The sequence below is a fragment of the Pseudomonas pergaminensis genome, from assembly GCF_024112395.2.
GTDB classification, from domain to species: domain Bacteria; phylum Pseudomonadota; class Gammaproteobacteria; order Pseudomonadales; family Pseudomonadaceae; genus Aquipseudomonas; species Aquipseudomonas pergaminensis.
The window spans coordinates 3,837,985-3,862,782 of sequence record NZ_CP078013.2; the positions used below are offsets into that span (position 1 = coordinate 3,837,985).

General features: G+C 59.9%; 30 protein-coding genes. 15 read left to right on the forward strand and 15 right to left on the reverse strand.

Features of this window, described 5'->3' with window-relative positions; translation table 11 throughout:
- Positions 1-116 precede the first annotated feature (116 nt).
- On the forward strand, positions 117-902 hold the full coding sequence (locus tag KUA23_RS17225; RefSeq protein WP_078048835.1) for a DeoR/GlpR family DNA-binding transcription regulator: 786 nt from the start codon (positions 117-119) through the stop codon (positions 900-902).
- Here the strand turns inward: KUA23_RS17225 and KUA23_RS17230 are convergent.
- The 3 genes from KUA23_RS17230 to KUA23_RS17240 are packed head-to-tail and all read right to left on the reverse strand — an operon-like array spanning position 867 to position 2,247.
- Complete coding sequence (locus tag KUA23_RS17230) at positions 867-1,589, reverse strand: DUF72 domain-containing protein (RefSeq protein WP_252994292.1); 723 nt, start codon at positions 1,587-1,589, stop codon at positions 867-869. The two genes, KUA23_RS17225 and KUA23_RS17230, sit on opposite strands and share 36 nt — an antisense overlap.
- Positions 1,590-1,600: 11 nt before the next feature.
- Positions 1,601-2,032: a DNA methylase gene (locus KUA23_RS17235; protein WP_100490464.1), complete on the reverse strand. Its 432-nt coding sequence runs from the start codon at positions 2,030-2,032 to the stop codon at positions 1,601-1,603.
- A gap of 2 nt (positions 2,033-2,034) precedes the next feature.
- Positions 2,035-2,247 carry a hypothetical protein gene (locus tag KUA23_RS17240; RefSeq protein WP_078048838.1) on the reverse strand — a complete coding sequence of 71 codons (213 nt, stop codon included), beginning with the start codon at positions 2,245-2,247 and terminating at the stop codon, positions 2,035-2,037.
- 224 nt (positions 2,248-2,471) lie between these two features.
- Between KUA23_RS17240 and KUA23_RS17245 the strand changes: the two genes are divergently transcribed.
- Positions 2,472-3,032: a type 1 glutamine amidotransferase domain-containing protein gene (locus KUA23_RS17245; RefSeq protein ID WP_078048839.1), complete on the forward strand. Its 561-nt coding sequence runs from the start codon at positions 2,472-2,474 to the stop codon at positions 3,030-3,032.
- A gap of 61 nt (positions 3,033-3,093) precedes the next feature.
- Here KUA23_RS17245 and KUA23_RS17250 read toward each other — a convergent pair whose 3' ends face one another.
- Positions 3,094-3,300 (reverse strand): PLDc N-terminal domain-containing protein, encoded by a 207-nt coding sequence (locus KUA23_RS17250; protein WP_078048840.1) that lies wholly within the window; start codon positions 3,298-3,300, stop codon positions 3,094-3,096.
- 266 nt (positions 3,301-3,566) lie between these two features.
- Here KUA23_RS17250 and KUA23_RS17255 point away from each other — a divergent pair, with 266 nt between their 5' ends.
- Together KUA23_RS17255 and KUA23_RS17260 are read left to right on the forward strand one after the other, a co-directional pair.
- A complete protein-coding gene (locus tag KUA23_RS17255; protein ID WP_028616598.1) occupies positions 3,567-4,043 on the forward strand; it encodes a PA2171 family ribosome-binding persister protein in 477 nt (158 codons plus the stop codon).
- Positions 4,044-4,108: 65 nt separating this feature from the next.
- Entirely contained in the window at positions 4,109-4,387 is a 279-nt protein-coding gene (locus KUA23_RS17260) for a hypothetical protein (RefSeq protein ID WP_078048841.1), read from the forward strand.
- Positions 4,388-4,556: 169 nt separating this feature from the next.
- Here KUA23_RS17260 and KUA23_RS17265 read toward each other — a convergent pair whose 3' ends face one another.
- From KUA23_RS17265 to KUA23_RS17280, 4 genes are all read right to left on the reverse strand, one after another.
- Positions 4,557-5,099: a molybdopterin-binding domain-containing protein gene (locus tag KUA23_RS17265; RefSeq protein WP_252992491.1), complete on the reverse strand. Its 543-nt coding sequence runs from the start codon at positions 5,097-5,099 to the stop codon at positions 4,557-4,559.
- Positions 5,100-5,129: 30 nt separating this feature from the next.
- Entirely contained in the window at positions 5,130-5,777 is a 648-nt protein-coding gene (gene pdxH, locus KUA23_RS17270) for a pyridoxamine 5'-phosphate oxidase (RefSeq protein WP_078048842.1), read from the reverse strand.
- A 320-nt stretch (positions 5,778-6,097) separates the two neighbouring features.
- The gene (locus tag KUA23_RS17275) at positions 6,098-6,643 is read right to left on the reverse strand and encodes a putative natural product biosynthesis protein (RefSeq protein ID WP_252992492.1); all 546 of its coding nucleotides are present in this window, start codon (positions 6,641-6,643) and stop codon (positions 6,098-6,100) included.
- Between the two features lie 15 nt (positions 6,644-6,658).
- A complete protein-coding gene (locus KUA23_RS17280; protein ID WP_252992493.1) occupies positions 6,659-7,090 on the reverse strand; it encodes a DUF2946 domain-containing protein in 432 nt (143 codons plus the stop codon).
- A 164-nt stretch (positions 7,091-7,254) separates the two neighbouring features.
- Between KUA23_RS17280 and KUA23_RS17285 the strand changes: the two genes are divergently transcribed.
- Both KUA23_RS17285 and KUA23_RS17290 read left to right on the forward strand, forming a co-directional pair.
- Positions 7,255-7,863, forward strand: coding sequence for an SCO family protein (locus tag KUA23_RS17285; protein WP_034106413.1), 609 nt, complete (start codon positions 7,255-7,257; stop codon positions 7,861-7,863).
- A complete protein-coding gene (locus KUA23_RS17290) occupies positions 7,863-8,330 on the forward strand; it encodes a copper chaperone PCu(A)C (RefSeq protein ID WP_252992494.1) in 468 nt (155 codons plus the stop codon). The genes KUA23_RS17285 and KUA23_RS17290 overlap by 1 nt, the downstream gene beginning before the upstream one ends.
- A gap of 245 nt (positions 8,331-8,575) precedes the next feature.
- Here KUA23_RS17290 and KUA23_RS17295 read toward each other — a convergent pair whose 3' ends face one another.
- Positions 8,576-9,511: a LysR family transcriptional regulator gene (locus KUA23_RS17295; protein ID WP_078048846.1), complete on the reverse strand. Its 936-nt coding sequence runs from the start codon at positions 9,509-9,511 to the stop codon at positions 8,576-8,578.
- A gap of 86 nt (positions 9,512-9,597) precedes the next feature.
- On the opposite strand from KUA23_RS17295, the gene KUA23_RS17300 reads away from it, so the two are divergent.
- Positions 9,598-10,629 carry an NADP-dependent oxidoreductase gene (locus tag KUA23_RS17300; protein WP_100490461.1) on the forward strand — a complete coding sequence of 344 codons (1,032 nt, stop codon included), beginning with the start codon at positions 9,598-9,600 and terminating at the stop codon, positions 10,627-10,629.
- Here KUA23_RS17300 and KUA23_RS17305 read toward each other — a convergent pair.
- On the reverse strand, positions 10,616-10,945 hold the full coding sequence (locus tag KUA23_RS17305; protein WP_252992495.1) for a DHCW motif cupin fold protein: 330 nt from the start codon (positions 10,943-10,945) through the stop codon (positions 10,616-10,618). The two genes, KUA23_RS17300 and KUA23_RS17305, sit on opposite strands and share 14 nt — an antisense overlap.
- A gap of 125 nt (positions 10,946-11,070) precedes the next feature.
- Here KUA23_RS17305 and KUA23_RS17310 point away from each other — a divergent pair, with 125 nt between their 5' ends.
- On the forward strand, positions 11,071-11,559 hold the full coding sequence (locus KUA23_RS17310) for an HIT family protein (protein WP_099491724.1): 489 nt from the start codon (positions 11,071-11,073) through the stop codon (positions 11,557-11,559).
- Between the two features lie 32 nt (positions 11,560-11,591).
- Here the strand turns inward: KUA23_RS17310 and KUA23_RS17315 are convergent, their stop codons facing one another.
- On the reverse strand, positions 11,592-12,062 hold the full coding sequence (locus KUA23_RS17315; RefSeq protein WP_252992496.1) for a GNAT family N-acetyltransferase: 471 nt from the start codon (positions 12,060-12,062) through the stop codon (positions 11,592-11,594).
- Between the two features lie 175 nt (positions 12,063-12,237).
- Between KUA23_RS17315 and KUA23_RS17320 the strand changes: the two genes are divergently transcribed.
- Positions 12,238-12,573 carry a hypothetical protein gene (locus KUA23_RS17320; RefSeq protein ID WP_033896666.1) on the forward strand — a complete coding sequence of 112 codons (336 nt, stop codon included), beginning with the start codon at positions 12,238-12,240 and terminating at the stop codon, positions 12,571-12,573.
- Here the strand turns inward: KUA23_RS17320 and KUA23_RS17325 are convergent.
- The gene (locus KUA23_RS17325; protein WP_252992497.1) at positions 12,563-14,176 is read right to left on the reverse strand and encodes a hybrid sensor histidine kinase/response regulator; all 1,614 of its coding nucleotides are present in this window, start codon (positions 14,174-14,176) and stop codon (positions 12,563-12,565) included. The two genes, KUA23_RS17320 and KUA23_RS17325, sit on opposite strands and share 11 nt — an antisense overlap.
- Before the next feature lie 114 nt (positions 14,177-14,290).
- On the opposite strand from KUA23_RS17325, the gene KUA23_RS17330 reads away from it, so the two are divergent.
- Positions 14,291-14,893 (forward strand): response regulator transcription factor, encoded by a 603-nt coding sequence (locus tag KUA23_RS17330; RefSeq protein ID WP_252992498.1) that lies wholly within the window; start codon positions 14,291-14,293, stop codon positions 14,891-14,893.
- On the opposite strand, the gene KUA23_RS17335 is transcribed toward KUA23_RS17330, so the two are convergent.
- Positions 14,890-15,324: a GNAT family N-acetyltransferase gene (locus KUA23_RS17335; protein WP_099491729.1), complete on the reverse strand. Its 435-nt coding sequence runs from the start codon at positions 15,322-15,324 to the stop codon at positions 14,890-14,892. The two genes, KUA23_RS17330 and KUA23_RS17335, sit on opposite strands and share 4 nt — an antisense overlap.
- A 139-nt stretch (positions 15,325-15,463) precedes the next feature.
- Between KUA23_RS17335 and KUA23_RS17340 the strand changes: the two genes are divergently transcribed.
- Genes KUA23_RS17340 through argE form a run of 4 tightly spaced genes read left to right on the forward strand, consistent with a single transcriptional unit; the run spans position 15,464 to position 19,061 of the window.
- Positions 15,464-16,795, forward strand: coding sequence for a flavin-containing monooxygenase (locus KUA23_RS17340; RefSeq protein WP_371857049.1), 1,332 nt, complete (start codon positions 15,464-15,466; stop codon positions 16,793-16,795).
- A gap of 25 nt (positions 16,796-16,820) precedes the next feature.
- Positions 16,821-17,231, forward strand: a complete 411-nt coding sequence (locus KUA23_RS17345) for a RidA family protein (protein ID WP_003207327.1) — start codon at positions 16,821-16,823, stop codon at positions 17,229-17,231.
- A 10-nt stretch (positions 17,232-17,241) separates the two neighbouring features.
- Positions 17,242-17,919 (forward strand): DUF1028 domain-containing protein, encoded by a 678-nt coding sequence (locus KUA23_RS17350; RefSeq protein ID WP_078048855.1) that lies wholly within the window; start codon positions 17,242-17,244, stop codon positions 17,917-17,919.
- Positions 17,916-19,061, forward strand: coding sequence for an acetylornithine deacetylase (gene argE, locus KUA23_RS17355; RefSeq protein ID WP_252992499.1), 1,146 nt, complete (start codon positions 17,916-17,918; stop codon positions 19,059-19,061). Before KUA23_RS17350 ends, argE begins: the two co-directional genes overlap by 4 nt.
- A gap of 44 nt (positions 19,062-19,105) precedes the next feature.
- On the opposite strand, the gene KUA23_RS17360 is transcribed toward argE, so the two are convergent.
- Entirely contained in the window at positions 19,106-20,017 is a 912-nt protein-coding gene (locus KUA23_RS17360) for a LysR substrate-binding domain-containing protein (protein ID WP_033896676.1), read from the reverse strand.
- 218 nt (positions 20,018-20,235) lie between these two features.
- Here KUA23_RS17360 and KUA23_RS17365 point away from each other — a divergent pair, with 218 nt between their 5' ends.
- Positions 20,236-21,651: a purine-cytosine permease family protein gene (locus KUA23_RS17365; RefSeq protein WP_078048857.1), complete on the forward strand. Its 1,416-nt coding sequence runs from the start codon at positions 20,236-20,238 to the stop codon at positions 21,649-21,651.
- A 280-nt stretch (positions 21,652-21,931) separates the two neighbouring features.
- On the opposite strand, the gene KUA23_RS17370 is transcribed toward KUA23_RS17365, so the two are convergent.
- Positions 21,932-24,595, reverse strand: a complete 2,664-nt coding sequence (locus tag KUA23_RS17370; protein ID WP_346356344.1) for a tyrosine-protein kinase family protein — start codon at positions 24,593-24,595, stop codon at positions 21,932-21,934.
- Positions 24,596-24,798 lie beyond the last annotated feature (203 nt).

The window sequence follows — 24,798 nt, forward strand, 5'->3', positions numbered from 1 at the left end:
TCACCTCTCCCTGAACTGAGCACTGAGAGTAACCGCCCATCGGCTGCACAACCAGCCATTGCGTTCAGAACGCGCGGCGACTAATCTTGCATAAACCCGCACAAAGATGCAAAATCATGCACAGCACTCATCACGATATCGACCTGCCTTCCTTGCGCAAACAGAAGATCCTGTTGCTGCTGGAGCGCGACGGCAAAGTCACCGCCTCGGAGTTGGTAGAACACTTTGCCGTGTCCCAGGACACCATTCGCCGTGACCTCGGCGAACTCGCCGCCGCCGGCCTGTTGCAACGCGTGCACGGCGGCGCCCTGCCCCGGCCCAAGGACACTGGCAAAGACTTCTTTACCCGCGTCGGCGAGACCAACGAGGCCAAGCGCCACCTCGCACGACTGGCCGCCGACCGCGTGGAAGATGGCCAGATCGTGTTGTTCGATTCCGGCTCCACCACCCTGCAGATCGCCCAGTCATTGCCGCGCTCGATCCGCCTGACCGTGGTCACGCCGTCCCCCATGATCGCCATCGCCCTGGCCGACCATCCCGATGTCAAAGTGATTCTCGCCGGCGGCCAACTCAACCCGGCGACGCTGTCCACCAGCGGCCATGAGACCGTGCGGCTGATCCAGGGCATCAAGGCCGACCTGCTGTTTACGGGGGTGTGTGCGTTGCACCCGCAAGTAGGTATCAGCTCGCTGCATTTTGATGAGGTGGCGGTCAAGCAGGCCTTGCTCGACAGCGCGTCCCACGTGGTGGCGGTGACCATGGCGGACAAGCTCGGCGCGGTGGAGCCCTTTGTGGTGGCGCCGTGCAGTCGCATTCACACGTTGATCACCGAGTGGCATGTGCCGAGTGTGGAGGCGTATGAGCAGCTAGGGTTGGAAGTGCTGCGGGTAGAGGTCGAGTAGCGACAGCGCGTCGGGGGTAGCCAGGCCGCTGGCGGTGTTATCGAAGATGCACCAGGTGGGAATGCCCTCTTCCACAGAGGCGCTCAACACACGCGCATACGCCTGGACCCGTTCAGGCCCGTAGGCACTGTGATAGATACGCGGCGATCCATGCAGACGCCAGTAACGCACGCCCTGCCAACCGGCCGGGGCATCGCCCGATTCGATCACTGGCGGGTCGGCCGCTACTCGCCCTATCTGCAGGCCCTGCAATAATTCCTCGGCAGCAAGCCAACTCGCGTGCCGTGGCTCCAGCACCACAGCACCCGCGAAACGCTCGCGCAGTGCTGTGAAAAATGCGCTGACCACGCCCGGTTCAAAGCTCAGCGAAGGCGGCAATTGCACCAGCAGACAGCCCAGTTGCGCGCCCAAGTGCTGGCATTGCCCGAGAAACTCATCGAGTGCGACCTCGCAGCCTTGCAGGCGTAATTCATGGGTGATGCGCTTAGGCATCTTGACCGAAAAACGAAAGCCGGACGGCACCGATTGCGCCCACCGCGCATACGTCTTCGCCTGGTGCGGGCGATAGAACGAGCTGTTGATTTCCACCGCATTGAAGCGCGACGCATAACGCTGCAAATGCGTGCCCTCGCCGGCAAACGCCGGCCAGTATTCACGCGGCAAACTCCAACCGGCACAGCCCACCATTAGGGTGGCCGTCAAAACAGCACCTTGGCGGCATCGCGCATGAAAATCTCGATGGTCTTGGGGCCCACACCGTCGAATTCGCCGAGGCGTTTTTCGAAGGCTTCACGGCTTTCGCTGGCACTGCGCATGTGGGTGATCTTGCCGGCGTACTCGGCGTTCAACTTGGCGCTGAGGTCGAGCAAACGTTGCGCGGTGGTTTCGTCATAGCGCACGTAGTGCGCGCGTCCGAGCATGGCCACCAACTCACGCGATGTGCAGTGCTGCAGCTTGCGCGCGGTGTCGCGACCCTGCTCTTCCACGATCACCTTGTAGGCCTGCGCGGCAATTGGTGCCTGGATACGCTTGCCCATGAGGAAGCTGGCGATAAACCACTTGAACAGGCCACTGTCATCATCGGGCTTGAGTTCGATGCCCAACTCTGACGCGGTGATGGATCGGGCCATGCTCAGTGGCCCAGCTTGCGCTCGGCCTTGGCGGCCTGTTCGTTGATGGCATCGGTCTGGCGTTCGGTGTCCTTGATCGAGGTAGGCGTCAGCACTTTGTCGACGGTTTCGGTCTTCGGATTCGGGCGTTCCAGGGTCTGGCCCTTGGCTGGTTTTTCCGTACCTTTCTGGGCTTCTTCAGAGCTGATGGGGGCTGGGGTTTTGTCGGCAGTCATGGTGTGTCTCCTGTTAAATGAAGGCCCGCAAAGAGTGGCGGGCACTCTCAAAGAAAGTGGCATGCACTTAAGCAGCAGAGGCCTGCCGGTTTGGATAGTTCAAGGAAATTGCCCGTGCCAACCGCCCAGGAAATAAGCGCAAATTAATTTAAACCTTTGCCGCCCCCGCCGGATCAACTCTCCCATATCCCATCCTTCGCTCACCCATCAGGAGACACTCGATCATGAGTTCACACCTCAACGGCAAGAAGATTCTGGTCATCACTTCCAACACCGGCATCGAGCGCGATGAACTGCTCAAGCCCCTGGAAGCACTGCGCGGTTATGGCGCAACCGTGACCCACGGTTCCAGCAAAGGCGGCACCACCCAGACCTTCGTCGGCGACACCGAGAAGGACCTGACGGTGGAGTCCGACGCGAAGCTGTCCGAGCTTTCCGGCGCCGATTTCGATGCGCTGGTCATTCCCGGCGGCACCGTCAATGCCGACACGTTGCGCCAGGATGCGGCCGCGCTGAAGCTGATCAACGAATTCGTGCAGGCGGGCAAAACCGTGGCAGCGATCTGTCACGGCCCATGGGCGCTGATCGATGCCGGCGTGATCAAGGGCAAAACCCTCACCTCCTACAAAAGCGTGCGGATTGACCTGGAAAACGCCGGCGCCGCCGGATGGGTCGACGCCGAGGTCAAGCAGTGCAAGGCCAATGGCTGGACCTTGATTACCTCGCGCACCCCGGATGATCTGCCAGCCTTCAATGAAGCCATCGCCAAGACTCTGGCAGGCTGATTTTTTAAAGCGCAACGAAAACAGGCGCCTCGATGGCGCCTGTTTTGTGTCAACCCTGACCTCAGCTTTTACGCTGTTCCGGCATCTCGCGTTTCGGCCCGAACATCGCCCAGGCAATCAGGCCCAGTAGCGGTACAAAAATAAGCACCACCAACCACAATCCTTTTGTTTCCCAGCCCCCCGTACTACGCAGCACGACATTGATCGCCCACAATTCCAGTAGCAGCAGAATCACCGCCAAGCCGATCCAGACATATTGAATTTCCATGCTTCACCTCCTAGGTCGTATACGTTAGGTCAAGCATCGGCCGCGAGGGTTCATTAAAATTTGCGCAAACATCCTTGGGTGGTGGAATGCAACGTCCCACACGACCGACCATGCAACCTGCACGACCGGTACAACCTTCCCGTCCTTGTAGCCCCTTGAATTACCTGGCGAATTAGCAATAGCTCAAGTTGGTACAACTGATGCACAGCTGTACTGGACGAGGCGTGCATGTCGACACGCCCTGAGTTTCCCGTGAGGTGTCACCCATGAATGCCATTGACCTGCTCAAAGCTGACCACGAACGCGTAAAGGCCCTGCTGACTCAGTTGAGTGAGTCCACCGAGCGTGGGGTAAAAAAACGTACTGAGCTGTTGGCCAAGCTGGAAGCGGAAATCAGCCTGCACACTAAACTGGAAGAAGAAATCCTCTACCCGGCGTTCAGGAAGGCCGGTGGCAAGGAACAGGACATCATGTACCACGAAGCCAAGGAAGAGCACCGCACGGTTGACTCCCTGGTGCTGCCGGACCTGAAACAGACCGAGCCCTCGACCACGGAGTTTTCCGGTCGCGTCAAAGTGGTCAAGGAGTTGCTGGAGCACCACATCGAAGAAGAAGAAACCGAGATGTTCCCGCAGGCTAAAAAGCTGCTGGGCAAAGCACTGCTTGAAGAATTGGGCGCTGAAATGGAAGCGATGAAAGCAGCGCATAAAAAATTGCAGTCGACCAAGCCAATGGCGGCTTGATCGAGGCATGTCCAGAGCCTGGAACTGAGCCAGGCTCTTGACCCATCACGCGAGGGGATTGCGTCATGAAGACCAGATCGTCCCACAGGATCTTGCTTATCGTTGGCTTGTCAGCCCTGCTCACCGGCCCTGCCTTCGCCGCATTCGGCGATAACCCCGAACCCTCGGCGAATACCCTGAGTGGCGACAGCGCTGCCGGTTCCGCCCTGCCGCCGGGCACCTACCCCAGCAGCCCTTCGGACAGTAGCAAGAAGACCAAAGACACCGACAAGCAGCCGACCAAACCGGTCAAGCCTGCTGATACCCATAAACCCAGCAAAGACAAACCCCGGTCGGGCAGTTGACGGTTCATCCGTAGGCGGCGGCTCGAGCGCCATCGAGCCTCTGCACCGGGTGCCGCGGTCAGCGGCTATACAGTGACTCGGCACCCCACGCCGCGAACGCGGAGCAACAGGCCGCATTCGCAAAACAACAGAAGCACCCTATCAAGGCTGGCAGCCCGGGATTCGGTTATCACCCCCTCCGATACACCTTGACCCTAGGAATGCCCGCAGCGGCCAGCAAGCCAATTTCCAGGCCGCGCAGGCGCATGCCCGCACTCACCACGCGCTGCCCGCGTTGCAACGCCCCGCCACGCTTGCGTACGTGCTCGCCCCGGCACAAGGGTGGGCACCAGATACGCTGGCCGTAGACGCGGCAACGTGCCTGGGGTACCACAGTGTCAGCACCCTGCGGCAGCGGCGCGCCAGTAACAATCGGCACAGCGTGCCCGGCCTGCAACGACCCATCCTTGCTATCCACGGCAGCGAGCCGCTCAACCACATGCAGGTAACCACCCTGCTCAGGCACGTCAAGCGCACGCAGGGCATAGCCGGTTGTGGCGCTGTTGTCCCAGCGCGGCAGGTCGCGGGGTGAAAACACGTCTTCAGCCATCACCCGCCCGAGGGCATCCGTCAACGCAATCACTTCGGTGGACGGAGGTGACGGTGACTGGGCCAGAAACCGGTCAATGGCCTCCTCCATCGGCAGCCATTCGCCGCTGTCACACCGGGTCATGAGCCAGCCTCCAGGTGTTGAAAAATACCGTCACGGCGCCAGACGCGTGCGCTGCCACACGCCGTCGTGCAAGCGATAATCGAGACGGTCATGCAAACGGTCGGGGCGGCCTTGCCAGAATTCGATACGCCGGGGTTGCAGGCAGTAGCCTCCCCAATGCTCGGGCCGCGGCGGTTGGCGCCCGGCGAAGCGCTCGGTGACCTCACGCAGACGCCCTTCCAACTCATTGCGATGGACCAGAGGCTGACTCTGGGGTGAGGCCCAACTGCCCAACTGACTGGCTACCGGACGTGCATCAAAGTAATCGTCCGATAGCTCGGCATCGGCCTTCACCACCGCCCCCTCGACACGCACCTGACGTTCCAGCCCCGGCCAGAAAAACGTCATGGCGGCATGGGGATTGCCGGCCAACTCCTGGCCCTTGGCACTCTGGTAATGGCCAAAAAAGAAAAACCCCTGCGCACTGAATCCCTTGAGCAACAGCATGCGGCAATGGGCATGCCCCTGACTGTCCACCGTCGCCAGGGCCATGCAGTTAGCCTCGGCCGGCGGCAGCTCAGTCTTGCGTGCCTGCTCCAGCCACTGACCAAACAACACCAACGGATCCGCCTGCGGACAATCATCACGAAGACCATAAAGCGTGTAGTTGCGGCGCAATTGCGCAAGAGACAAAGGCATGGTGCAGTCCTCCAGGAAATTCCCCACAGTGTGGGAACTGCCACCCCACCACCTCTTGACCACGATCAACCCCGAACCGCGGCATGACGCCGCACAAGGCTTTTGATCTTGATCTCAAGCGACCCTCAACCGCGCTGGCCGAACGCAGGCTTGAACCCGTAGGTAACCCGGCAGGACGCCGGGTTAGCCGCCCCGCGCCCGCCGAAAATCCTCCCCCTTCTCCACCACCCAAGCCCACAACGCAATCACTCCCGCCGTGACGCTCAACGCTCGGCAATTCATCGGCGTAACCGACGCAGACACGTGGAGTCGCCAACACCTCATGGCACCGGCAACCAGCCGCTGAATCCGCCCCGGGCGCTCAATGGGCCCCAGGCGAAATCCCATTGCGTGCCCGGCAGCGCCTGCTGTTCGGCGCCCGCCAACGCGGCGCGCTTCCAGTCGAACACCGTCGACCCCTGCCAGGCCAGGACCACGCCCTGGGCCGGGGTGTCATCCGTGTCGACCCAGCGCGCAGCCGCCGCTGCCATAAAGGCCTCGATGGGTTCGGCATCGATCTGCGACCGATACGCCGAACCCAGCAGCCAGCGGCAGACGTTCAAATGGTAGGTCCAATCCCGTGGCGGCCGGTGCCGATAGGCCCAGGTCATAAAGCTGCGAAACAGGTTCAGGCCCTCGGGCGGGTCGAGCTTGAGCAGCGCCGGGCAGATATCGAACAGGGTGTGCCAATACGGCAACAGGCGTGCATCCAGGTGCACGAAGCTGCGGCAATTGCTGGGGTACTCAGGCGGCGCGGGTTCCGCGTGCAGGCGACGGGACGCCGTGCTAACCAGGCGGCGGGCGCCTGCGGGCAACAGGTGGTTCATGACACGCACTCACATTCATGACGATGGAACGCCTCCTGGTCTCAGGAGGCCCAGGGCATACGTCAGAATGCGGGGGGAAGCGCGGGGGTTGGCCGAGGGCCAGGCATAGCGTGGCGGCGCCTTGTTGCGCCGCTCATGGGCCGGTCGCGGGGTGCGCTCCAGGCCCAACAACCAGGCCAGGCCGACCAGAAACACCAGCGCAACGGTTAAAGCGTTGCAGACGGGGCAGGCAAAGTAGTTCGAGATGTTGCTGGAAGACGGGCTGCCCAACCCTTTGTCGGAAAGTGGCGCCTGCTTGCCATCCAGCGAACAGAACGCCCCGCCGATGCCATTGAGTGCCTCGCCCATCATCTGCCCATGCCCCAAACCGCAGACGAACAGGTTCATCAGCACGCAGAAGTACAGGGCCCAGGCAATCAGGGAACGGTCGGGGTGGCTCAATTTCATGGCGGCGACTCTACCACCGGAGCCGCAAAAGGATGAAGCGCGGCATGCCCCTGTGGCAGAACGTCGCAGATTACGTGTGCTTCCCAGGGTTGGTAGACTGGGCGCCCTCAAAGCCTGACGTATTGATCCAGAGCAATGCAGGCGCTTCACAGGATGCACAGTTGATGAGTACGTTATTCACCCGCCGCAAAGTGCTGACCGGTATGGGCCTGTTGGGCCTGGGCAGCCTGCTGGGCGGCTGTGACTACAGCCCCAAGCTGAACTTCAAGTACGGCAAGGACTTGAGCGACAAGATCATGGGCCGCACCTTCAAGCTCAAGAACACCGACGGCGAGACCGTCACCCTCAGCTCGTACCGTGGCCTGATGCCGGTGGTGTTCTTCGGTTTCACCCAGTGCCCGGCCGTGTGCCCGACCACCCTGGCGCGCGCCGCCCAGGCCAAGAAGCTGATGGGCCGCGACGGCGAAATCATGCAGGTGGTGTTTATCACCCTGGACCCGGAACGCGACACGCCCGAGATTCTCGACAAGTACGTCAAGGCCTTCGACCCCAGCTTCGAAGCGCTGTACGGCACCCCGGAAGAAATCGCCGTGGCGGCCAAGGAATTCGGGATCTTTTATGAAAAGATTCCCGCCGGCGACACCTATACCCTGTCCCACACCGCCACCAGTTTCGTGTTCGATACCCGTGGCAACCTGCGCCTGGGCCTGCAGGCATCCCTTACTGCTAAAGAGTGCGCAGAAGACCTGCTCACCGTCATGGAGGTCTGCTAATGACTGCCGTTCAACACCTCAAACGCGCCCTGGTCGGCATGACCTTGCTGGGCCTCGCCGCCCACGCCAGCGCCCAGGTGCTAGTCACCGATGCCTGGGTACGCGCCAGTGTGCCGGGCCAGCCGTCCAGCGGCGCCTTCATGACCGTCACCGCCGACAGCGACAGCACGTTGCTGAGCGTGGCCTCGCCAGTGGCCAAGGACGTGCAGATCCATGAAATGAGCATGAAGGACGACGTGATGCGCATGGGCCCAGTGGACTCGGTAGCCCTGCCTGCCGGCAAGGCCGTGACCCTCGACCCCGACGGTTACCACGTGATGCTGATGGGCCTGACCCGCCAGATCAAGGAAGGCGACCAGGTCCCCCTGACCCTGACCGTACAAAATGCCAAGGGCGAGAAGCAGGCGATTGAAGTCACCGCGCCTGCCCGTGGCCTGGATGGGATGGATCACAGCAAGATGCATTGAGGGCGGCTGTGGCTGACGGGTTCTGAAGGTTTGTCAGTTCTGTTGTGGTGAGCGTGCTTGTTGTGGTGAGCGAGCTTATTGTGGTGAACGGGCTTGCTGTGGTGAGCGGGCTTGCCCCGCGCTGGGGCGCGAAGCGGCCCCACCCACGAGCACTCAACCCCCTCTGAAAGAACGCGGTGCATGGTTTTAGGGCTGCTTCGCAGCCCAGCGCGGGGCAAGCCCGCTCACCACACCAAACGAGCGTCTTATCGACTTGGCACAGGAGTTGGGTGGACTGTATCGAAAGGGATCAGGCCACTTGCCCTTGGCTGCGTCATCAGGTGAAAACTCTCGCTGAGCAACGCCACCGTGGCGCGGATGCTATCGGTCTGGCGCGGCACCGCAAATAACCCGTAGTTGACGCTCAACGCCGGGTTAGCGTTGGGCCCCAGGGCGATCACGCGCATGGTGTCCAGGCGAATATTCTCGGCAGGCAACAGGGCGACCCCCAAGCCGCTCTCCACCGCCGCCATGATCACGCCGATATTCGGGCTGGTGACGGTTACCCGGAAGTCCCGACCGGCGCTCAACAACGCATCAAACATCAGGCGCCGCCACGCGCAGGGCTCGGCATACACGATCACATCCAACGCCAGTGCCGGGTCGATCTCATCGTCGATCCCGCTTACCCAATACAGGGGCATGTTCCAGGTCTGCACGGGGTCGGCGGCAAACACCGAGCTCACGCCGATGGCGACGTCGAGCAAGCCATCGTGCCAGCGTTCGGCGAGGGCATCGCCGTGGTCCACGGTGATGTCCATGTGCACATGCGGGCTGGCACGCCGCAACCGCCCCAGCGCGGCCGGCAAAGCCGAGACCGCCACGTCTTCCGAAAGGCCGACGCGCACGGTGCCCATTACCGTGCGCTCCTTGAGACGTGTCGCCACCGTCTCTCCCAGCGCCAGGATGCGCGTGGCGTAGCTGAGCAACAGTTCGCCCTCGGTGGTCGGCACCACCCCACGCCCGGTACGGCGCAAAAGGCGTTGCCCGAGCAGTTCTTCGAGCCGACGAATCTGTGCGCTCAGCGCCGATTGCGCCCTGCCCGCTTGTTGCGCAGCGCCACTGAGGCTGCCGTGATGACACACCGCGACAAAGGTGCGCAGTAAATAGGGTTCGAAGGCATCGGATATCATGTTTGGCATAACTCTGAATCAACCGCTATCACCCTACCTTGATATCCACCGGATGACTACGCTGCCCAGCCTGTTCAACCAGTGAGTCAAACATCATGGATAACCCCCGCAACCCACGCATCGTATTGGCTGCTCGCCCCGACGGTCGCCCGAAAACCAGCGACTTTCGCCTCGAATACGCTGCGATACCCTCGCCTGCCGATGGCCAGGTGCTGCTGGAAAATCTCTACCTGTCCCTCGACCCGTACATGCGCTGGCGCATGAGCGACGCCAAGTCGTACGCCGAACCCGTCGGCATCGGTGAAGTGATGGTGGGCGGCACCGTGGCGCGTATCACGCACTCGCGTCACGCTGACTGGCACGAAGGTGACCTCGTGCTGGCCTACGCCGGCTGGCAGCGCTTTGCCGTGTCTGACGGGCACGACCTGCGCCGCCTGGACCCCAGCATCGCGCCCCTTACCACGGCCCTCGGCGTGCTAGGCATGCCGGGCTTCACGGCGTACGCCGGGCTGCTCAACATTGGCCAACCCAAATCCGGCGACACCGTGGTCGTCGCAGCCGCCAGCGGGGCCGTGGGCTCGGTGGTCGGCCAGATCGCTCGCCTGCACGGTGCCCGAGCCGTGGGCATTGCGGGTGGGGCGGACAAGTGTGCTTTTGTGAAAGACGAACTGGGTTTTGATGCGGTCATCGACCACCGGGCCCCAGACTTTGCCGAACAACTGGCCAGGGCATGCCCGAATGGCATCGACGTGTACTTCGAGAACGTCGCCGGGCCTGTCTGGGATGCCGTGCGGCCACTGCTCAATGACTTTGCGCGGATTCCGGTGTGCGGGCTGATTGCCCACTACAACGATGGCGCCCTGCAGGAAGCCACCGCTGATCGCCTGCCAGCCACGATGCATGACATTCTCGCCAAGAGCCTGACCGTACGCGGGTTTATCCAGACCGAGTTCGCCGATCAACAACAGGACAGGTTCCTCAAAGAGGCCGCACAGTGGATCGCCGACGGCAAACTCAAATGGCGCGAAGACATTGTCGAGGGTCTGGAACAGGCGCCCGAAGCCTTTATCGGACTGCTGGAGGGGCGCAACTTCGGCAAGTTGATCGTGCGCCTCAATCCACAATAAACAATTTCGCCCCGACACGCGTCGAAGAGCGATGGCCTTCCATGTCATTGCCCACCTGGTAACTCATTCCGGTCGTCAGGGTGAACTGGCGGCCGTCTTCCAGCTCCGTGTGCAGCTCGCCTTCAAGGCACAACAGAATGTGCCCGCGCCAGCACCAGTGATCCGCCAGGTAGCCGGGGGTGTATTCGACCATGCGCACGCGGGTCGTGCCGAAGTGGCCGGTGCGCCATATGGCATTGCCCGTCACGCCAGGGTGAGAAACCGGTTCGACCGTGGACCAGTCGGTGGTGCCAAAGGGAACAGCGTTCAGATCCATGATGGGCTCAATGATGGTTGTGCAGGGCTTGAGGCTATCGACCTGGAGCGGCAGCCGATAGACACAGATCAAGCGCTTTTGTGGGATACAGGTATCCTGCCTGCACGGCTCTCACGGATACGCTTATGCAGATCGACCCCACCTACGTCCTTTACGAAACCGAACACTGGCGGCTCAACCACCACCTGGCGTCCGCACTGCCCGGTTACCTGATGCTGGGCGCCAAGGCGCCAGCCCACTCCCTGGCTGACATGCCGGAAGCGGCGCTGACCGAGTTGGGCGGGTTGCTGGCAAAGACCCAGCGGGTGATGGAGGCGCAGCTGGAGCCGAAATGGCTGTATATCAGCCGCTATGGGCACATGCCGGGCTTCCCGCTGCATTTTCATTTCATCCCGGTGTATGACTGGGTGGAGGACGCGTTCTGGCGGGATGAGCGCTATCGGCGGCTGCAAGGTTTTGGCGCGCAGGGCCAGGCGCAGGCCTTGACCGATGGCGCGGAACTGACGCTGTTTGTGTGGCGGGAGTTTGGGGAAAGCCCTACGCCGCCGCCGGTTCAGGGAGAATCCGTGCAGCAGGTGATCGCGCGATTGCGCGCTGCGTTCAGACCGGAGTGAAAAGCCCAGCTTAAAACAGATCCCCTGTGGTATCAGCAGGTGAGGTGTTTGGTCATCGGGACACAGGCCAACTGCAAACCCGACGGCGAATGGTAAATCGCCTGCTCATCACCCACGTACCCACAGGCCCGATAGAAACTCGCCGCATTCAACGTCGCATCCAGCACCAGGGTTTCAATCGCCTGTTCCCGCGCAACGCTCTCCAGGTGATCGAGCATCGCCTTGCCATATCCGCGCCCGGTGAACCCAGGCAACACAAACAATGCGCCGACTTCGTTGTTGTCCGGATCAAGCATGCCGGTGGCCACCGGCTCTCCCTGCACCCACCCCAGGTAAAACGGTTTGTCCATCAGCGCGCTGTAGCCGTCTTCGGCTTTACCCTGCGTCCACAGCAGCATTTGCGCCTGCGTGTAGGCGCCGATGCACTGGCTGCGAATGGCCTGCAAACGGATGTCGAACGCCACTTGGGCATGTTCCTGGTTGGCGCGTTTGATCTCCAGCATGTGTATCTCCTTCCATGAAATCATCGTGCCATTAGCACACTTGTGCTAATCGACCCCTCCCCCCTGCGGCGCTATATTCCCCGGCACTTCCAGCGCTCCTCCGGCACCGTGCATTTCTTGCGCGTGGGCGCGTTGTGCGCTGGAAAAACCATAACAACCCCAAGGAAGAAGCACCATGAAACTGCAATCCTCCGTTACCCGCCTCACCCTGTTGGGCGCCCTGATCATCGGCGTCGCCGGCTGCAGCAACATCAAACCTACCGAAGATCACCTCAAGACGCTGTCGGAGACCAACCTGGGCGAACCGGTCAAGCGTATTTCCAATGTGCGCAGCGACTCGATGACCACCTACTACGTCGCCAGTGCCGCCTCCGGCGAGTACAACTGCTCAGTGCCCAGCGGTGCCAGCGGCGGCATGTTCGCCGTGGCCAGCTTTGGCATGATGAAGCCTGCGGCCTACTGCCAACCCAAAGGTGCACGCGGCAACCCACTGCAGGGCTTCACCCAGTAACTGTCTGCTGGCTCAGGGCGCGCAAGGTCCCGCGCAGTTCGGCGGGACGCACCGGCTTGGAGAGAATGGCGATCCGGCGGTCGTGCAAGGCGGCCTGGATTCTCTCCACGTCATGCCCGGTGAGAATCAGCGCAGGAACGGCCCAGCCACGTTGCTCGCGCAGCGCATCGATGCATTCGATACCAGTAGCGTGGTTGCCCAGGTCGTAGTCGGCGACGATGATGTCGCAGTCACTGACCAGAGCACGCCCCGAAGACTCCGCCTGCACCTCGCACCCCCAGCGCTCCAGCAGCGCCTGGGTGGCGAGCATTACGTTATGGTCATCTTCCACCAGGCACACCTTCAACCCGGTCAAGAGCCCGGCCTGGCGCGTGTCGTCGCGCGGTGCCGTGGCACGTGGCGCAGAGGCCAGGGTCAAGCCATACAGGCTTACAGAAGTACCATGGCCCACCCGTGAGCGCAGGCCTACTTGCACCCCCATCAACTGCCCCAGGCGCTTGACGATGGACAGTCCAAGGCCGACGCCTTCGACGTCCTTGTCACGCAGGTGGCGCACTCGATAAAACTCCTCGAAGACCTTTGATAGATGCTCCTCGGCAATCCCCCGGCCCCGGTCATGAATCTCCACCGCCAAGCCGCCGTCGCGAATGCGCACGCCAATGAGCACAGGGCGGTGCGCACCGTATTTGAAGCAATTGGACAGCACGTTCTGCACCATGGTAGCCAACAGCGCCGGGTCGACCAGCACCCAGTGCGCGCAAGGCCGCAGGCGCAGCTCCACCCCGGCCCAACGCGCGGCCTCGGCGTTCTGGCGCACCAGGTCGGCAAGGAACTCGCCCAGGTGCACCGCCTGGTATTTAGGCATCAGGCGGCCGTTGTCGAGGGTGTAGAGGTCGAGAATCGAGCGGAACAATTGCGACACGTTCAGCAGCGAACGGTCGATGTTATCCACCAGGCGCCGCTCTTCATCGCCCAGCCGGGCTTCGCGCAGGCACGCGGTAAACAGGCCAATGGAGTGGATGGGTTGGCGCAAATCATGGCTGGCCTGGGCGAGGAAACGGGATTTTTCCAGGTTGGCGGCGATGGCCTGCTCGGATGCCTTGCGCGTGCGCTCCAGCAGGATATGCGCGTACACCGGGATCACCGTGCTGGTGATCATCAGCATCAGCACCATGAAAGGCTGCGCCTGCCACACCGGCGTGAGCCGATACACCACCAGCAGCGCCAGCAACGCCAATGCCGTGGCAATCGCCAGGTAGCGCGAGCCATAGCGCATGCCGTTGCCCAGGTTGACCCAGACCATCACCGCATACAGCGGCAATGCCGCTTCGCCGCCCACCACCATGCCGAACGAGGTGCCGGTGTAGTCGTGGAGCATCCCGAAAATCCGCCGCGCCGGGTAATGCCCGGGCCAACGTGCGATCACCTGGCGCAACGCGATGGAGGCGAGCAGGAACAGGACGATATACAGGATCACCGGCAGGTAGGTGTCCATCGACTGTCCGGGCAAAAAGCCCAGAGCGGTGATGTACACGACAGCGATGGTGGCCACCACAATGCGCAGGTTGGCCTGGTCGAGTTCGGAGTTGGTCTCAAGACTCATGGGTTACGTCCTTGTGCGGCAATCAACAAATCCGTCATGCGCCACAGGCAGGCCCTGAGCGCGGTGGTAAGGTAGCATGCAACGGCATAACCCTGCCCCAGGGAGGAGCACCCCATGACCGGCCGTATCATCATCGCCGATGACCACCCGATGTTCCGCGAAGGCATGCTGCGCACCGTGCAGCGCCTGCTACCGCACGCCCAGGTGCAGGAAGCCGGCGACCTCGACAGCGTGCTTGCGTTGATCCGCGAAGGCGGCGATATCGACACACTGATCCTCGACCTGCGCTTCCCCGGCCTGACCTGCATGAGCCAACTGGTCGAACTGCGCCAGCAATTACGGCGCACCACATTGATCGTGGTGTCGATGGTGGACGACCCGGCGTTGATCGACCAGGTGATGGCCCTGGGCGCGGACGGCTTCATCGGCAAGAACATCGCCCCCGACGAGATCGGCCAGGCGTTGCTGGCGATCCGCGACGGTGAAGTCCTGGTCAAGTTCGCCCCATCCGGCCTGTTGCCGCTGGACACCCACACCCTCACCGCCCGCCAGCAAGACGTGCTGAGCCTGATCGCCCAGGGCAAGACCAACAAGGAAATCGCCAAAGCCCTGGCTATCTCGCCGTTCACCGTGCGCATTCATGTGTCGTCGCTGTTGCGCACCCTGGATGTGCCCTCCCGGGCGGCGGCCGCGGTGAAGTATTCCGGGGAGTTCTAGGCGTTTTCATCACCGGGGCGGGTGAAGGAATAGCGGTCGATGTCAGTGCGCAGCGTCCAGCCCTGACCCTGCCAATAATGGGCGGCACGGGTGTTGGTCTTGAACACATCGAGGTGGCATTTGTGGATGCCCAGTTGCGCCAGCACGTCGAGGCAACGTTGCGTCAGCGCCTGCGCGATGCCTTGGCGGCGATAGTCCGGCAGTACCAGCAAATGCTGCAGGTAACCACGGCGCCCATCGTGGCCGCACATCACGCAGGCGATCAACTGACCTTCGGCTTCGGCCACAAAACTCATGCCGGGGTTGCGTGCCAGGTAGCGCTCGGTGGCCTCACGGGAGTCGGCGTCGCGCAGGGAGATACCGGGGGTGTTTTGCATGAGGGCGAGAACGGCGTCGTAGTCGGCTGGGGTCATCACACGAAGGTTGAACATGGGCTGTGCCTGAGGTGAAGGGCCGATCAGATTGGCACACTTTTGTGACGCGCCCCAGCGCTCTGCATCCGATATTTATGCTCACTTCCCAGCTTAATAATATTTTATTTATAACCCCCCTCCCCCTAGCCTTGAAGTCATGCCAACGCTGAATCCAACTGCATTACGCAAGGACAGAGACATGACTGAAGCAATAACAAAAACAGACACCCTGGTGGTGGGCGCCGGTCAAGCTGGCGTGGCCATGAGCGAGCATCTGAGCAAGCAAGGCGTACCCCACTTGGTGCTGGAGCGCAGCCGTATTGCCGAGCGCTGGCGCACCGGACGATGGGATTCGCTGGTGGCCAACGGGCCGGCCTGGCATGACCGGTTCCCCGGCCTGGAGTTCGACACGGTTGCCCCGGATGGCTTTGCGCCCAAGGAACGCGTGGCCGATTACTTTGAAGCCTATGCCCGCAAGTTCAATGCGCCGATCCGCACCGGCGTTGACGTGTTGTCGGTGGTCCGCAATGTCGGCCGCCCTGGCTTTACCGTGCACACCAGTGAAGGGGTGATCGAAGCCAACCGGGTAGTGGCGGCGACCGGGCCGTTCCAGAAGCCGGTGATCCCGGCCATCGCGCCCAACGACACCGCGCTGCACCAGATCCACTCCGCCGACTATCGCAACCCCGCGCAACTGCCAGCCGGCGCCGTGCTGGTGGTGGGGGCCGGTTCATCCGGCGTGCAGATTGCCGATGAATTGCAGCGCTCCGGGCGTCAGGTGTACCTCTCGGTCGGCGCCCACGACCGCCCGCCTCGCGCTTACCGCAATCGCGACTTCTGCTGGTGGCTGGGTGTACTGGGCGAGTGGGACCAGGCAGCCATGAAGCCCGGCCGCGAACACGTGACCATTGCGGTCAGCGGCGCACACGGCGGCAAAACCATCGACTTTCGCGAGCTGGCCCAGCAAGGCATGACCCTGGTCGGCCTGACCCAAGCGTTCAATGGCAACGTTGCCACGTTCCAGCCGAACCTGGTGGAAAACCTCGCACGCGGCGATGAAAACTACCTGGCCCTGCTGGATGCCGCCGATGCCTACATCGAGCGCAACGGCCTGGACCTGCCGCTGGAGCCCGAAGCCCGTCACGTGTTCCCCGACGCGGACTGCATCAAGAACCCGATCCTGGAACTGGACCTGGCCAAGGCCGGCGTCACCTCGATCATCTGGGCCACCGGTTTTGCGGTGGACTACAGCTGGTTGAATGTGGCGGCCTTCGACGCCGCCGGCAAACCCCAGCACCAGCGCGGCGTGTCCAGCGAGGCCGGGATCTACTTCCTGGGCCTGCCGTGGCAGTCACGCCGTGGTTCGTCGTTTATCTGGGGGGTGTGGCACGACGCCAAGTACGTCGCCGACCACATCGCCATCCAGCGTCAATACCTTGAGTACCGCGAAGCCGCCCCGGTGGCTCGCCCCTCCCCTGTCAGCGCCTGATCACTTTATTGCCGGAGTTTTTTTGATGCCTACTCACACTCGTATCCGCATGTTCAACACCAAGGAAACCTACCCCAACCAGAGCCTGGACAACGACCTGTGCCAGGCCGTGCGCGCTGGCAATACCGTGTATGTACGCGGCCAGGTCGGCACCGATTTCGACGGCAACCTGATCGGCCTTGGCGACCCGCGTGCCCAGGCCGAGCAAGCGATGAAAAACGTCAAGCAACTGCTGGAGGAAGCCGGCAGCGACCTCAGCCATATCGTCAAGACCACCACCTACCTGATCGACCCGCGCTACCGCGAGCCGGTGTATCAGGAAGTTGGCAAGTGGCTCAAGGGCGTGTTCCCGATCTCCACCGGGCTGGTGGTGTCGGCCCTCGGCCAGCCGCAGTGGTTGATGGAAATCGATGTGATCGCCGTTATCCCCGAGTAAGGAGCCGCACATGACCTTTTCAATCGTCGGCCGGTGCGCCGAAACCGGCCAACTGGGCATTGCCATCAGCTCGTCGAGCATCGCCGTGGGCGCCCGTTGCCCGTGGCTGCGCCCAGGCGTGGGTGCGGTGTCGACCCAGAACATTACGCTGCCGGCCCTGGGCCCGGACGTGCTCGACTTGCTGGAACAAGGCCTGGCCCCCGCCGAGGCCATCGACACGGCACTGACCCGCAACGGCTACAGCCAGTACCGGCAACTCACGGCGATTGATCACCTGGGGCGTAGCGTGCATTTCAGCGGCAGTGAAACCCTCGGCACCCATAATGCGGTGTCGGGCGAACAGTGCGTGGCGGCGGGCAATATGCTTGCCGACCGTGCGGTGATCGAGGCCATGGTCAGCGCCTTCGAGCAAGGCGAAGGCCAGTTGGCGGACCGGTTGCTGGCAGCCATGCACGCCGCCATTGCCGCCGGTGGCGAAGCGGGCCCGGTGCATTCCGCCGCGCTGGTGGTGGTGGGCGAACTGACCTGGCCGATCATCAATTTGCGGGTTGATTGGGCCGATGAACAACCGATCCTTGAATTGCAAAAGCTGTGGGATGCCTATCGCCCGCAAGTGCAGGACTACATCGACCGCGCCCTCGCCCCGGACCGTTCGCCCGGCTACGGCGTAGCGGGAGACGACCGATGAGCAGCAGCCGCGAACTGCTGCAGACGCTGGTGGGGTTTGACACCACCAGTCGCGAGTCAAACCTGCAACTGATCGAGTTTGTACGCGATTACCTGGCCGGTTTCGGGGTATCCAGCGAGTTGGTCTACAACGAAGATCGCAGCAAGGCCAATTTGTTTGCCAGCGTGGGCCCGGTTGAGTTGCCGGGGATCGTGCTGTCGGGACACACCGATGTGGTACCGGTGGACGGCCAGCCCTGGACCGTACCGCCGTTCGAGCTGACCGAACGCGACGGCAAGCTGTTCGGCCGCGGCACCGCCGACATGAAGGGTTATATCGCCTGCGTGTTGGCACTGGTGCCGGCATTGGTCGCGGCGCCGCTGCGGATGCCGGTGCACATCGCACTGTCCTATGACGAAGAAGTCGGTTGCCTGGGCGTGCGTTCGTTACTCAAGGTGCTTGAATTACGGCCAGTGAAACCCATGCTGTGCATCATCGGCGAACCCACCGAACTCAAACCGGTGCTCGGCCACAAGGGCAAACTGGCGATGCGCTGCGACGTGCATGGCGAGGCGTGTCATTCGGCCTATGCGCCGTATGGGGTGAACGCGATCAAACACGCCGCCGAGTTGATCGGCGAGCTGGGACGGATCGGCCAGCGCCTGCGAGAGACACAGGATGCGCGCTTTGATCCACCGTTCAGCACGGTCCAGACCGGGGTGATCAGCGGCGGCAAGGCGCTGAATATCGTGCCGGCGGATTGCCGGTTTGATTTTGAAGTGCGTGCGTTGCCGTTGCAGGATCCAGCCGAAGTGGCTGACGAACTGAAGGCCTACGCCGAGCAACAAGTGTTGCCGCGCATGCAGGCGGTGAGCGCGCAGAGTGCGATTCGCTTTACCGAGTTGTCGGCGTACCCCGGGTTGGTCACCGATGAGCGCAGCCAGGCGGCGGAGTTGATCGCCGCGTTTTCCGGCTCGCGGGCGTTCGGTACGGTAGCGTTTGGGACCGAGGGTGGGTTGTTTGACGCCGTGGGTATTCCCACGGTGGTGTGCGGGCCGGGGAGCATGGACCAGGGGCATAAGCCGGATGAGTTTGTGAGCCTGGAACAACTGGCGGGGTGTGACGCGATGCTGGGGCGGATGCTGGACTCGATTCGCGCGTAGATCACCGTTCCCCTGTAGGAGCCGGCTCCTACAGGGGATTTCTGTCAGCCGAGCAGGCGGGCGAGTTCTTCGCGGCAGTAGTCGACGAAGAGCTGCACCGGTTTGGTCAGCGGCGCCCGCCGTAACCATACCGCTGACAAGCCTGAGCCGGTCACCGTCTCCGCCAGCGGCACACACACCACCTTTTGCCCATCATAGGTGTACTCAGTGAACGGCTTGGTCACCAGAATCGAAAAGCCGAACCCCCGCCCCACCATGCCCCGCACCATCTCGATCGACGGCGAGCTGAACACGATATTCGGCGTCAGCCCGCGCTCTTCAAAGATGCTCACGAAGTAGGTCCGACTGGGCAGCACGTCCAGCAGAATCATCGGTTCCAGCACCAGGTCTGCCAGCGACACCTTGGCTTGTTGCGCAAAGCGATGATCGGCCGGCAACAGCGCATAAGGTTGCTGCGGCGGCATCAACGGCGTGGTCTCGATGGTGGCGCCCAAGTCGTGCTCGAACAGCATGGCCACGTCGATGCTGCCCGCCGTCAGCGCTTGCACTAGCTCCTGCTGTTCGCCATCACGAATACGGATCTCCACCCCCGGCCAACGCGCCTTGAAACCGGCGATCAGGCGCGGCAGGTAGAGTGGCGCCACGGTTTCAAAGCAGCCGATATCGATCTGCCCGGCCACCACATCATTGTCCGCCAGGGCGTTCTGCTCGAACTCATGGGCCACCCGCAGCAGTTCCAGCGCTTTGCGATAAAACCGCGCGCCGCTGGGGGTGAGCGACACGCCCTGGGCGTGATGACGGATAAACAACTGCACGCCAAAGCTGTCTTCGAGCTGCTTGATCGCCGTGGACACCGACGGCTGCGCGATATACAGCTTGCGCGACGCCTCGGCGACACTGCCGCACTCGGCCGTGGTGACGAAATATCTGAGTTGGCGCAGGTTATAGGCAGCCATCGGGACCTCCAAAAACGTGGGACTTCGCCCGCAAAACAGGTGTAGGCAACATACCGGAGCGCGGCAAGGCGCGAGCTATATTTTTTAAGGTCTATAGCAACAAACTTACTAATTTACCTCCCCGCGCCCATTGCAGATCATCACACCAACAACAAAGCGCCACGCCGGTGGCGCACAGCGAAGTACGTCAACGTACTCACCTTGCCTTGGAGCTCGTCATGGTTACCACTGCAACATCCTCCGCCCCGCTTATCGAAAAACACACGATTGGATACGTGCCCCCGGAAGATCGCCATGGAAAGGTAAGAGACCTGTTCACCCTGTGGTTCGGCGGCAACATCGCGCCGTTGCCCATCGTCACGGGCGCACTGGGTGTGCAACTGTTTCACCTCAACCTGGTGTGGGGCATCGTCGCCATTCTTGTCGGCCACCTGGTCGGCGGCGTGCTGATGGCGCTGCACTCGGCCCAGGGCCCGCAGATGGGCATTCCGCAAATGATCCAGAGCCGCGCCCAGTTCGGCTCCCTCGGCGCCTTGCTGGTGGTGGTGATCGCCGGCGTCATGTACATCGGTTTTTTTGCCTCCAACATCGTGCTCGCGGGTAAATCCCTGCACGGTGTGGTCGACGCCGTGCCCGTACCGGTAGGCATCGTGATCGGTGCGATCGGTTCCGGGATCATCGGCATCATCGGCTACCGCTTCATCCACGTGCTCAACCGCATCGGCACCTGGGTGCTGGGCGCCGGGATCGTGCTGGGGTTCGGCTACATCTTCACCCACCTGCAGACCACGGACTTCCTGACGCGCGGTGAATTCAACATCGCAGGCGTGCTGGCGACCGTGTCCCTGGCGGCGTTGTGGCAGATCGCATTCGCGCCCTACGTCTCCGACTACTCGCGCTACCTGCCGGCCGATGTACCGGTTGCCTCCACCTTCTGGACCACCTACCTCGGCTCGGCGCTGGGCTCCAGCCTGTCGTTCATCTTCGGCGCCGTTGCCGTCCTCGCCACCCCGATCGGCATGGACACCATGGACGCAGTCAAACTCGCCACTGGCGCCATCGGCCCGTTGATGCTGGTGTTGTTCCTGCTCAGCGTAATCAGCCACAACGCCCTCAACCTGTATGGCGCCGTGCTGTCGATCATCACCCTGGTGCAGACCTTTGCGTACCGCTGGATTCCCACGGCAAAAAGCCGTGCAGTGATCTCGATCCTGGTGCTGGCAGCCTGCGCAATTGCGGCGGTGTTCGCCTCGAAAGACTTCATCGGCCACTTCGTCGACATGGTGCTGGTGTTGCTGGTGGTCCTGGTGCCGTGGACGGCGATCAACCTGATCGACTTCTACGCCATCCATAAGGGCAAGTACGACATTGCCTCGATCTTCCGCGTGGACGGCGGGATCTACGGCCGATACAACCCGCAGGCGTTGTTGGCATATGGGATTGGGATTGTGGTGCAGATTCCGTTCATGAACACGCCCCTGTACGTGGGGCCGATTTCGGAACACATCAACGGCGCGGATTTGTCTTGGGTGGTGGGGTTGGTGGTGACGTCGCCGTTGTACTTCTGGTTGGCGAGTCGGGACAGTGCGTATAAGCGGCGGATGGACGGAGGGAAGTTGGTGGGAGGGGTTTGATTACCAAACGTATGTAACGAGCAAACACACCACCCGACATAGTCGCCTTAACAAATATGTCGGGTAGTTTTTAATCGACTCAAGAGTCAAAAAGTTAAGCCATCCCTCAACAACTCGATATTGAGCCTTGGTTAAAGCTTTCTCAATCTTCGCCCATAGAGCTGATAACCTCCACGATCAAAAAAAAGAAAAAATCAATTATAAGCATCAGAACATTCAACCCCCCAATAAAAATCTGATTACTCTCATCTGTAAAAGCACTCACATCAAAACTAAGGTGCTACTTCTTTTCCCCTTGAACCCTAGTAACCTTCAAACCATCGATATACAAACTAGCAATACCAAAATCAAACTTAGCTCCTGGTTTTTTCTTAACCAAAAGCCCTGCCAAACTCAAATGAGAAACAAAAGCTTCAAATGCTCCGAAAGGCTCCGATGATCGGCTCCAAGCATCTCTGAGCTCAGCCGAAGTGAACTGCGACCTCAAGGTTTGGTTGTTTTCTATATCCTCTAAAAAAGGTCTTAGCAGAGGATATTCATTTTTTAGAGCGTTCACTCGCTCAACTGAGGCCGTCTCTAACCCTAACTGCATTGATCTTGGGCTTAGTAAGCGATCTGTAGCAGGTTGCTTCGCATTAAATATCCGCAGCTCTTCCTCTCTAGCATTATGAAGCAGTACAGTTAACGAGCGCGGATAAGTATTACCTTGAGCATCAGTTAGGCGATTATAAACCCACTTTGCGACAGTAGCATTTTTACCCTTCTCTTGTCGCAACCCCCACAGTGGCACTAGAGCCTTGCGTAAATCTTCCTCACCCGCAGAATCAACCTCTGAATCTGTAAGAGGAAACTCTCTCAGAGCTATGGAACGAAACTCTTGCGATCCTCCTGTCACCAATCTATACGCTAGCCTGAGGAAATCCTCAATTTTCCATTGCAGCAGCAGTGTTCGAGGTTCGCTAAAGTGGCTTTTGTTAGTAAAAACCAACTTACTCCAAATATCCTCCCTTAAAAAAACCTTGAAGCGAATATTATGTAAGTCCTGATTATTCGAATCATAAGCAAGCCTCAACAGCCCGCCCAATGCATCTTCCTGCCAAGGACTCTCTTCCTTAATATCCTGATCCAAGTCATCATACAAAAGCCATAGTTTATTATTTTCGGAGGTAAGGGCCCCATTTATGTCAATCATTAGATCTCGACATAATCCTTTCAAAGGATCCGATAGCAACCCTAAGATCGCTTGGGTGTGGCTAGATTTCCAGTGGTCAGCCCCTGACACCTTCCCAAAATACTGCCTCAGATAATCTTTGATTACCTTCATGCCCGCCGAACGAGGGAGCGCGTCAAACAAGTCAGTTCTGGAGACGTAAATTCGGACAACAGCATAAGCCCTCCAAAACGAGAGCCAGTCATGCTGATCCTTCACCAACCCACGCTGTATCTCATCAAACACATCGGTAGTAGGTCTAAATATCGACATTGGAGATGGACCATGCCCTGGCAATATATCCACACTTTCCAGGCGCCCACGCGCACGTTTCATCGCATTACTTTTATGTTCTACAAACAAATGAAACAAAGTGGATTTACCAGTACCTTTTCGACCACGGACAACCCAACGTGCATCGTCTAAAAACTTGTCAAAATCAGACGTTTTTTGAAAAAACGTTTCGAAATCATTCGCCGCAATAGCTTTGGCCTCACGCTCAGGAAAGTTTAAAGACTCAATAACTTTCCTTCGATCAACCCTACTCATAGATGCTTCAGCTTTGTCCTCCGCCTCAGAATCCATAAGAATATTAGCAATTCTTGCATATCCAGGCATTGCCGCTTCTACAGGATAAGTAATAGCCGCAGCAATTCCAGGGTTATAGTAAACTTCAGTTGGCACCTCATCCTCTCCCAACTGCAAGCATGGCAAGAACTTAGAAACAATCTCCTTACCAATAGGACCTTCAGGAACAGGAGATAGAATAAGATTTACACTTACGTTAGAAAGACTACTAATTGTCTCTCTTACAAATTTTATACCCTCAGCATTCTGCTCACTTGGAAACATAACCAAAAACGCTTCATCGGCAAGGCGTAGTAGCGATAGCCCCCCCCAATCTCCAAGCCCCGTGCGTGCATCAATTAAGAGCACATCAGGATCAATTTGCTCAATCAGCTCTTTTTCGAACATCCCCCAAGCATCGTCAGCCCTATGGAGAGCCACTTCTGAGGAAAGAGTAAACAACCGCTGGACGTACTCATTACTTACTACTCCAGCAGGGATAACATGTACCTCCGCACGTGTTGTCTCATCTTCAACTACATAAGAAATGGCCTTCTTCTGCATATCGCCGGAAGCTACGAGACACGTAGTCAAATTCTCACTTGCCTCCGAATCAAAAGGTAATACCTGTCTCTCCCAGAGAAAGTCAATAATCCCCGCTTCAATTTTTTGATCATCTTGTCTAGGAAGAAGCTTATGTAACCCTGGAGCTTCTACATCAAGATCCACAACAGCTACCCGCTCACCTCCCCGAGCCAAATGAAAAGCGGTGTGGACCAAAGCAGTAGTTCTGCCCACTCCACCCTTATAAGAGTAGAACACTACACGCCTAGGTTTTGAGCCTGCAGGTCGGCTATTGGGCCTTTTTCCAGACGCAATCATTGATACAGCAGTACCCCAGCTAGCAGGTGGCTCTTGGTCGGGACGACTGATGGAGACTCCTCTCTCCCTAGCTTCTGCATGAGTGTACAACTCTGCGATAGACAACTGAAACCCTGCACTTTCAACTAATGTTTTCACAGGCCCAAGGCGCTGCGCTCGATCTAAACCTTCAAACGACTCATCCACAACAGTTAAAATAGCTATATTTTTGCTACCAACATCCAGCTCATAAGAATCACCATAGAGGGAGTCTAAGTCTTGGCGCAACTCAATTGCCGTCTTCATCACTTTTCTCCATTCTTTTCGAGCCAGCCGATTACGTACCGCAAACTTTGGCGCCAATCGCTTAAAGTGTTTCCTGCCAAATTCTCACCGACATATCGGAGATCGATAAAGTCATGCGAGGTTGCGCCCCCGGGGTTCATAACTCGACTTAAAATGTATTAGAAACGCAGGATCTAAAAGCGCCTTCTTGTTGAGGTCACCCA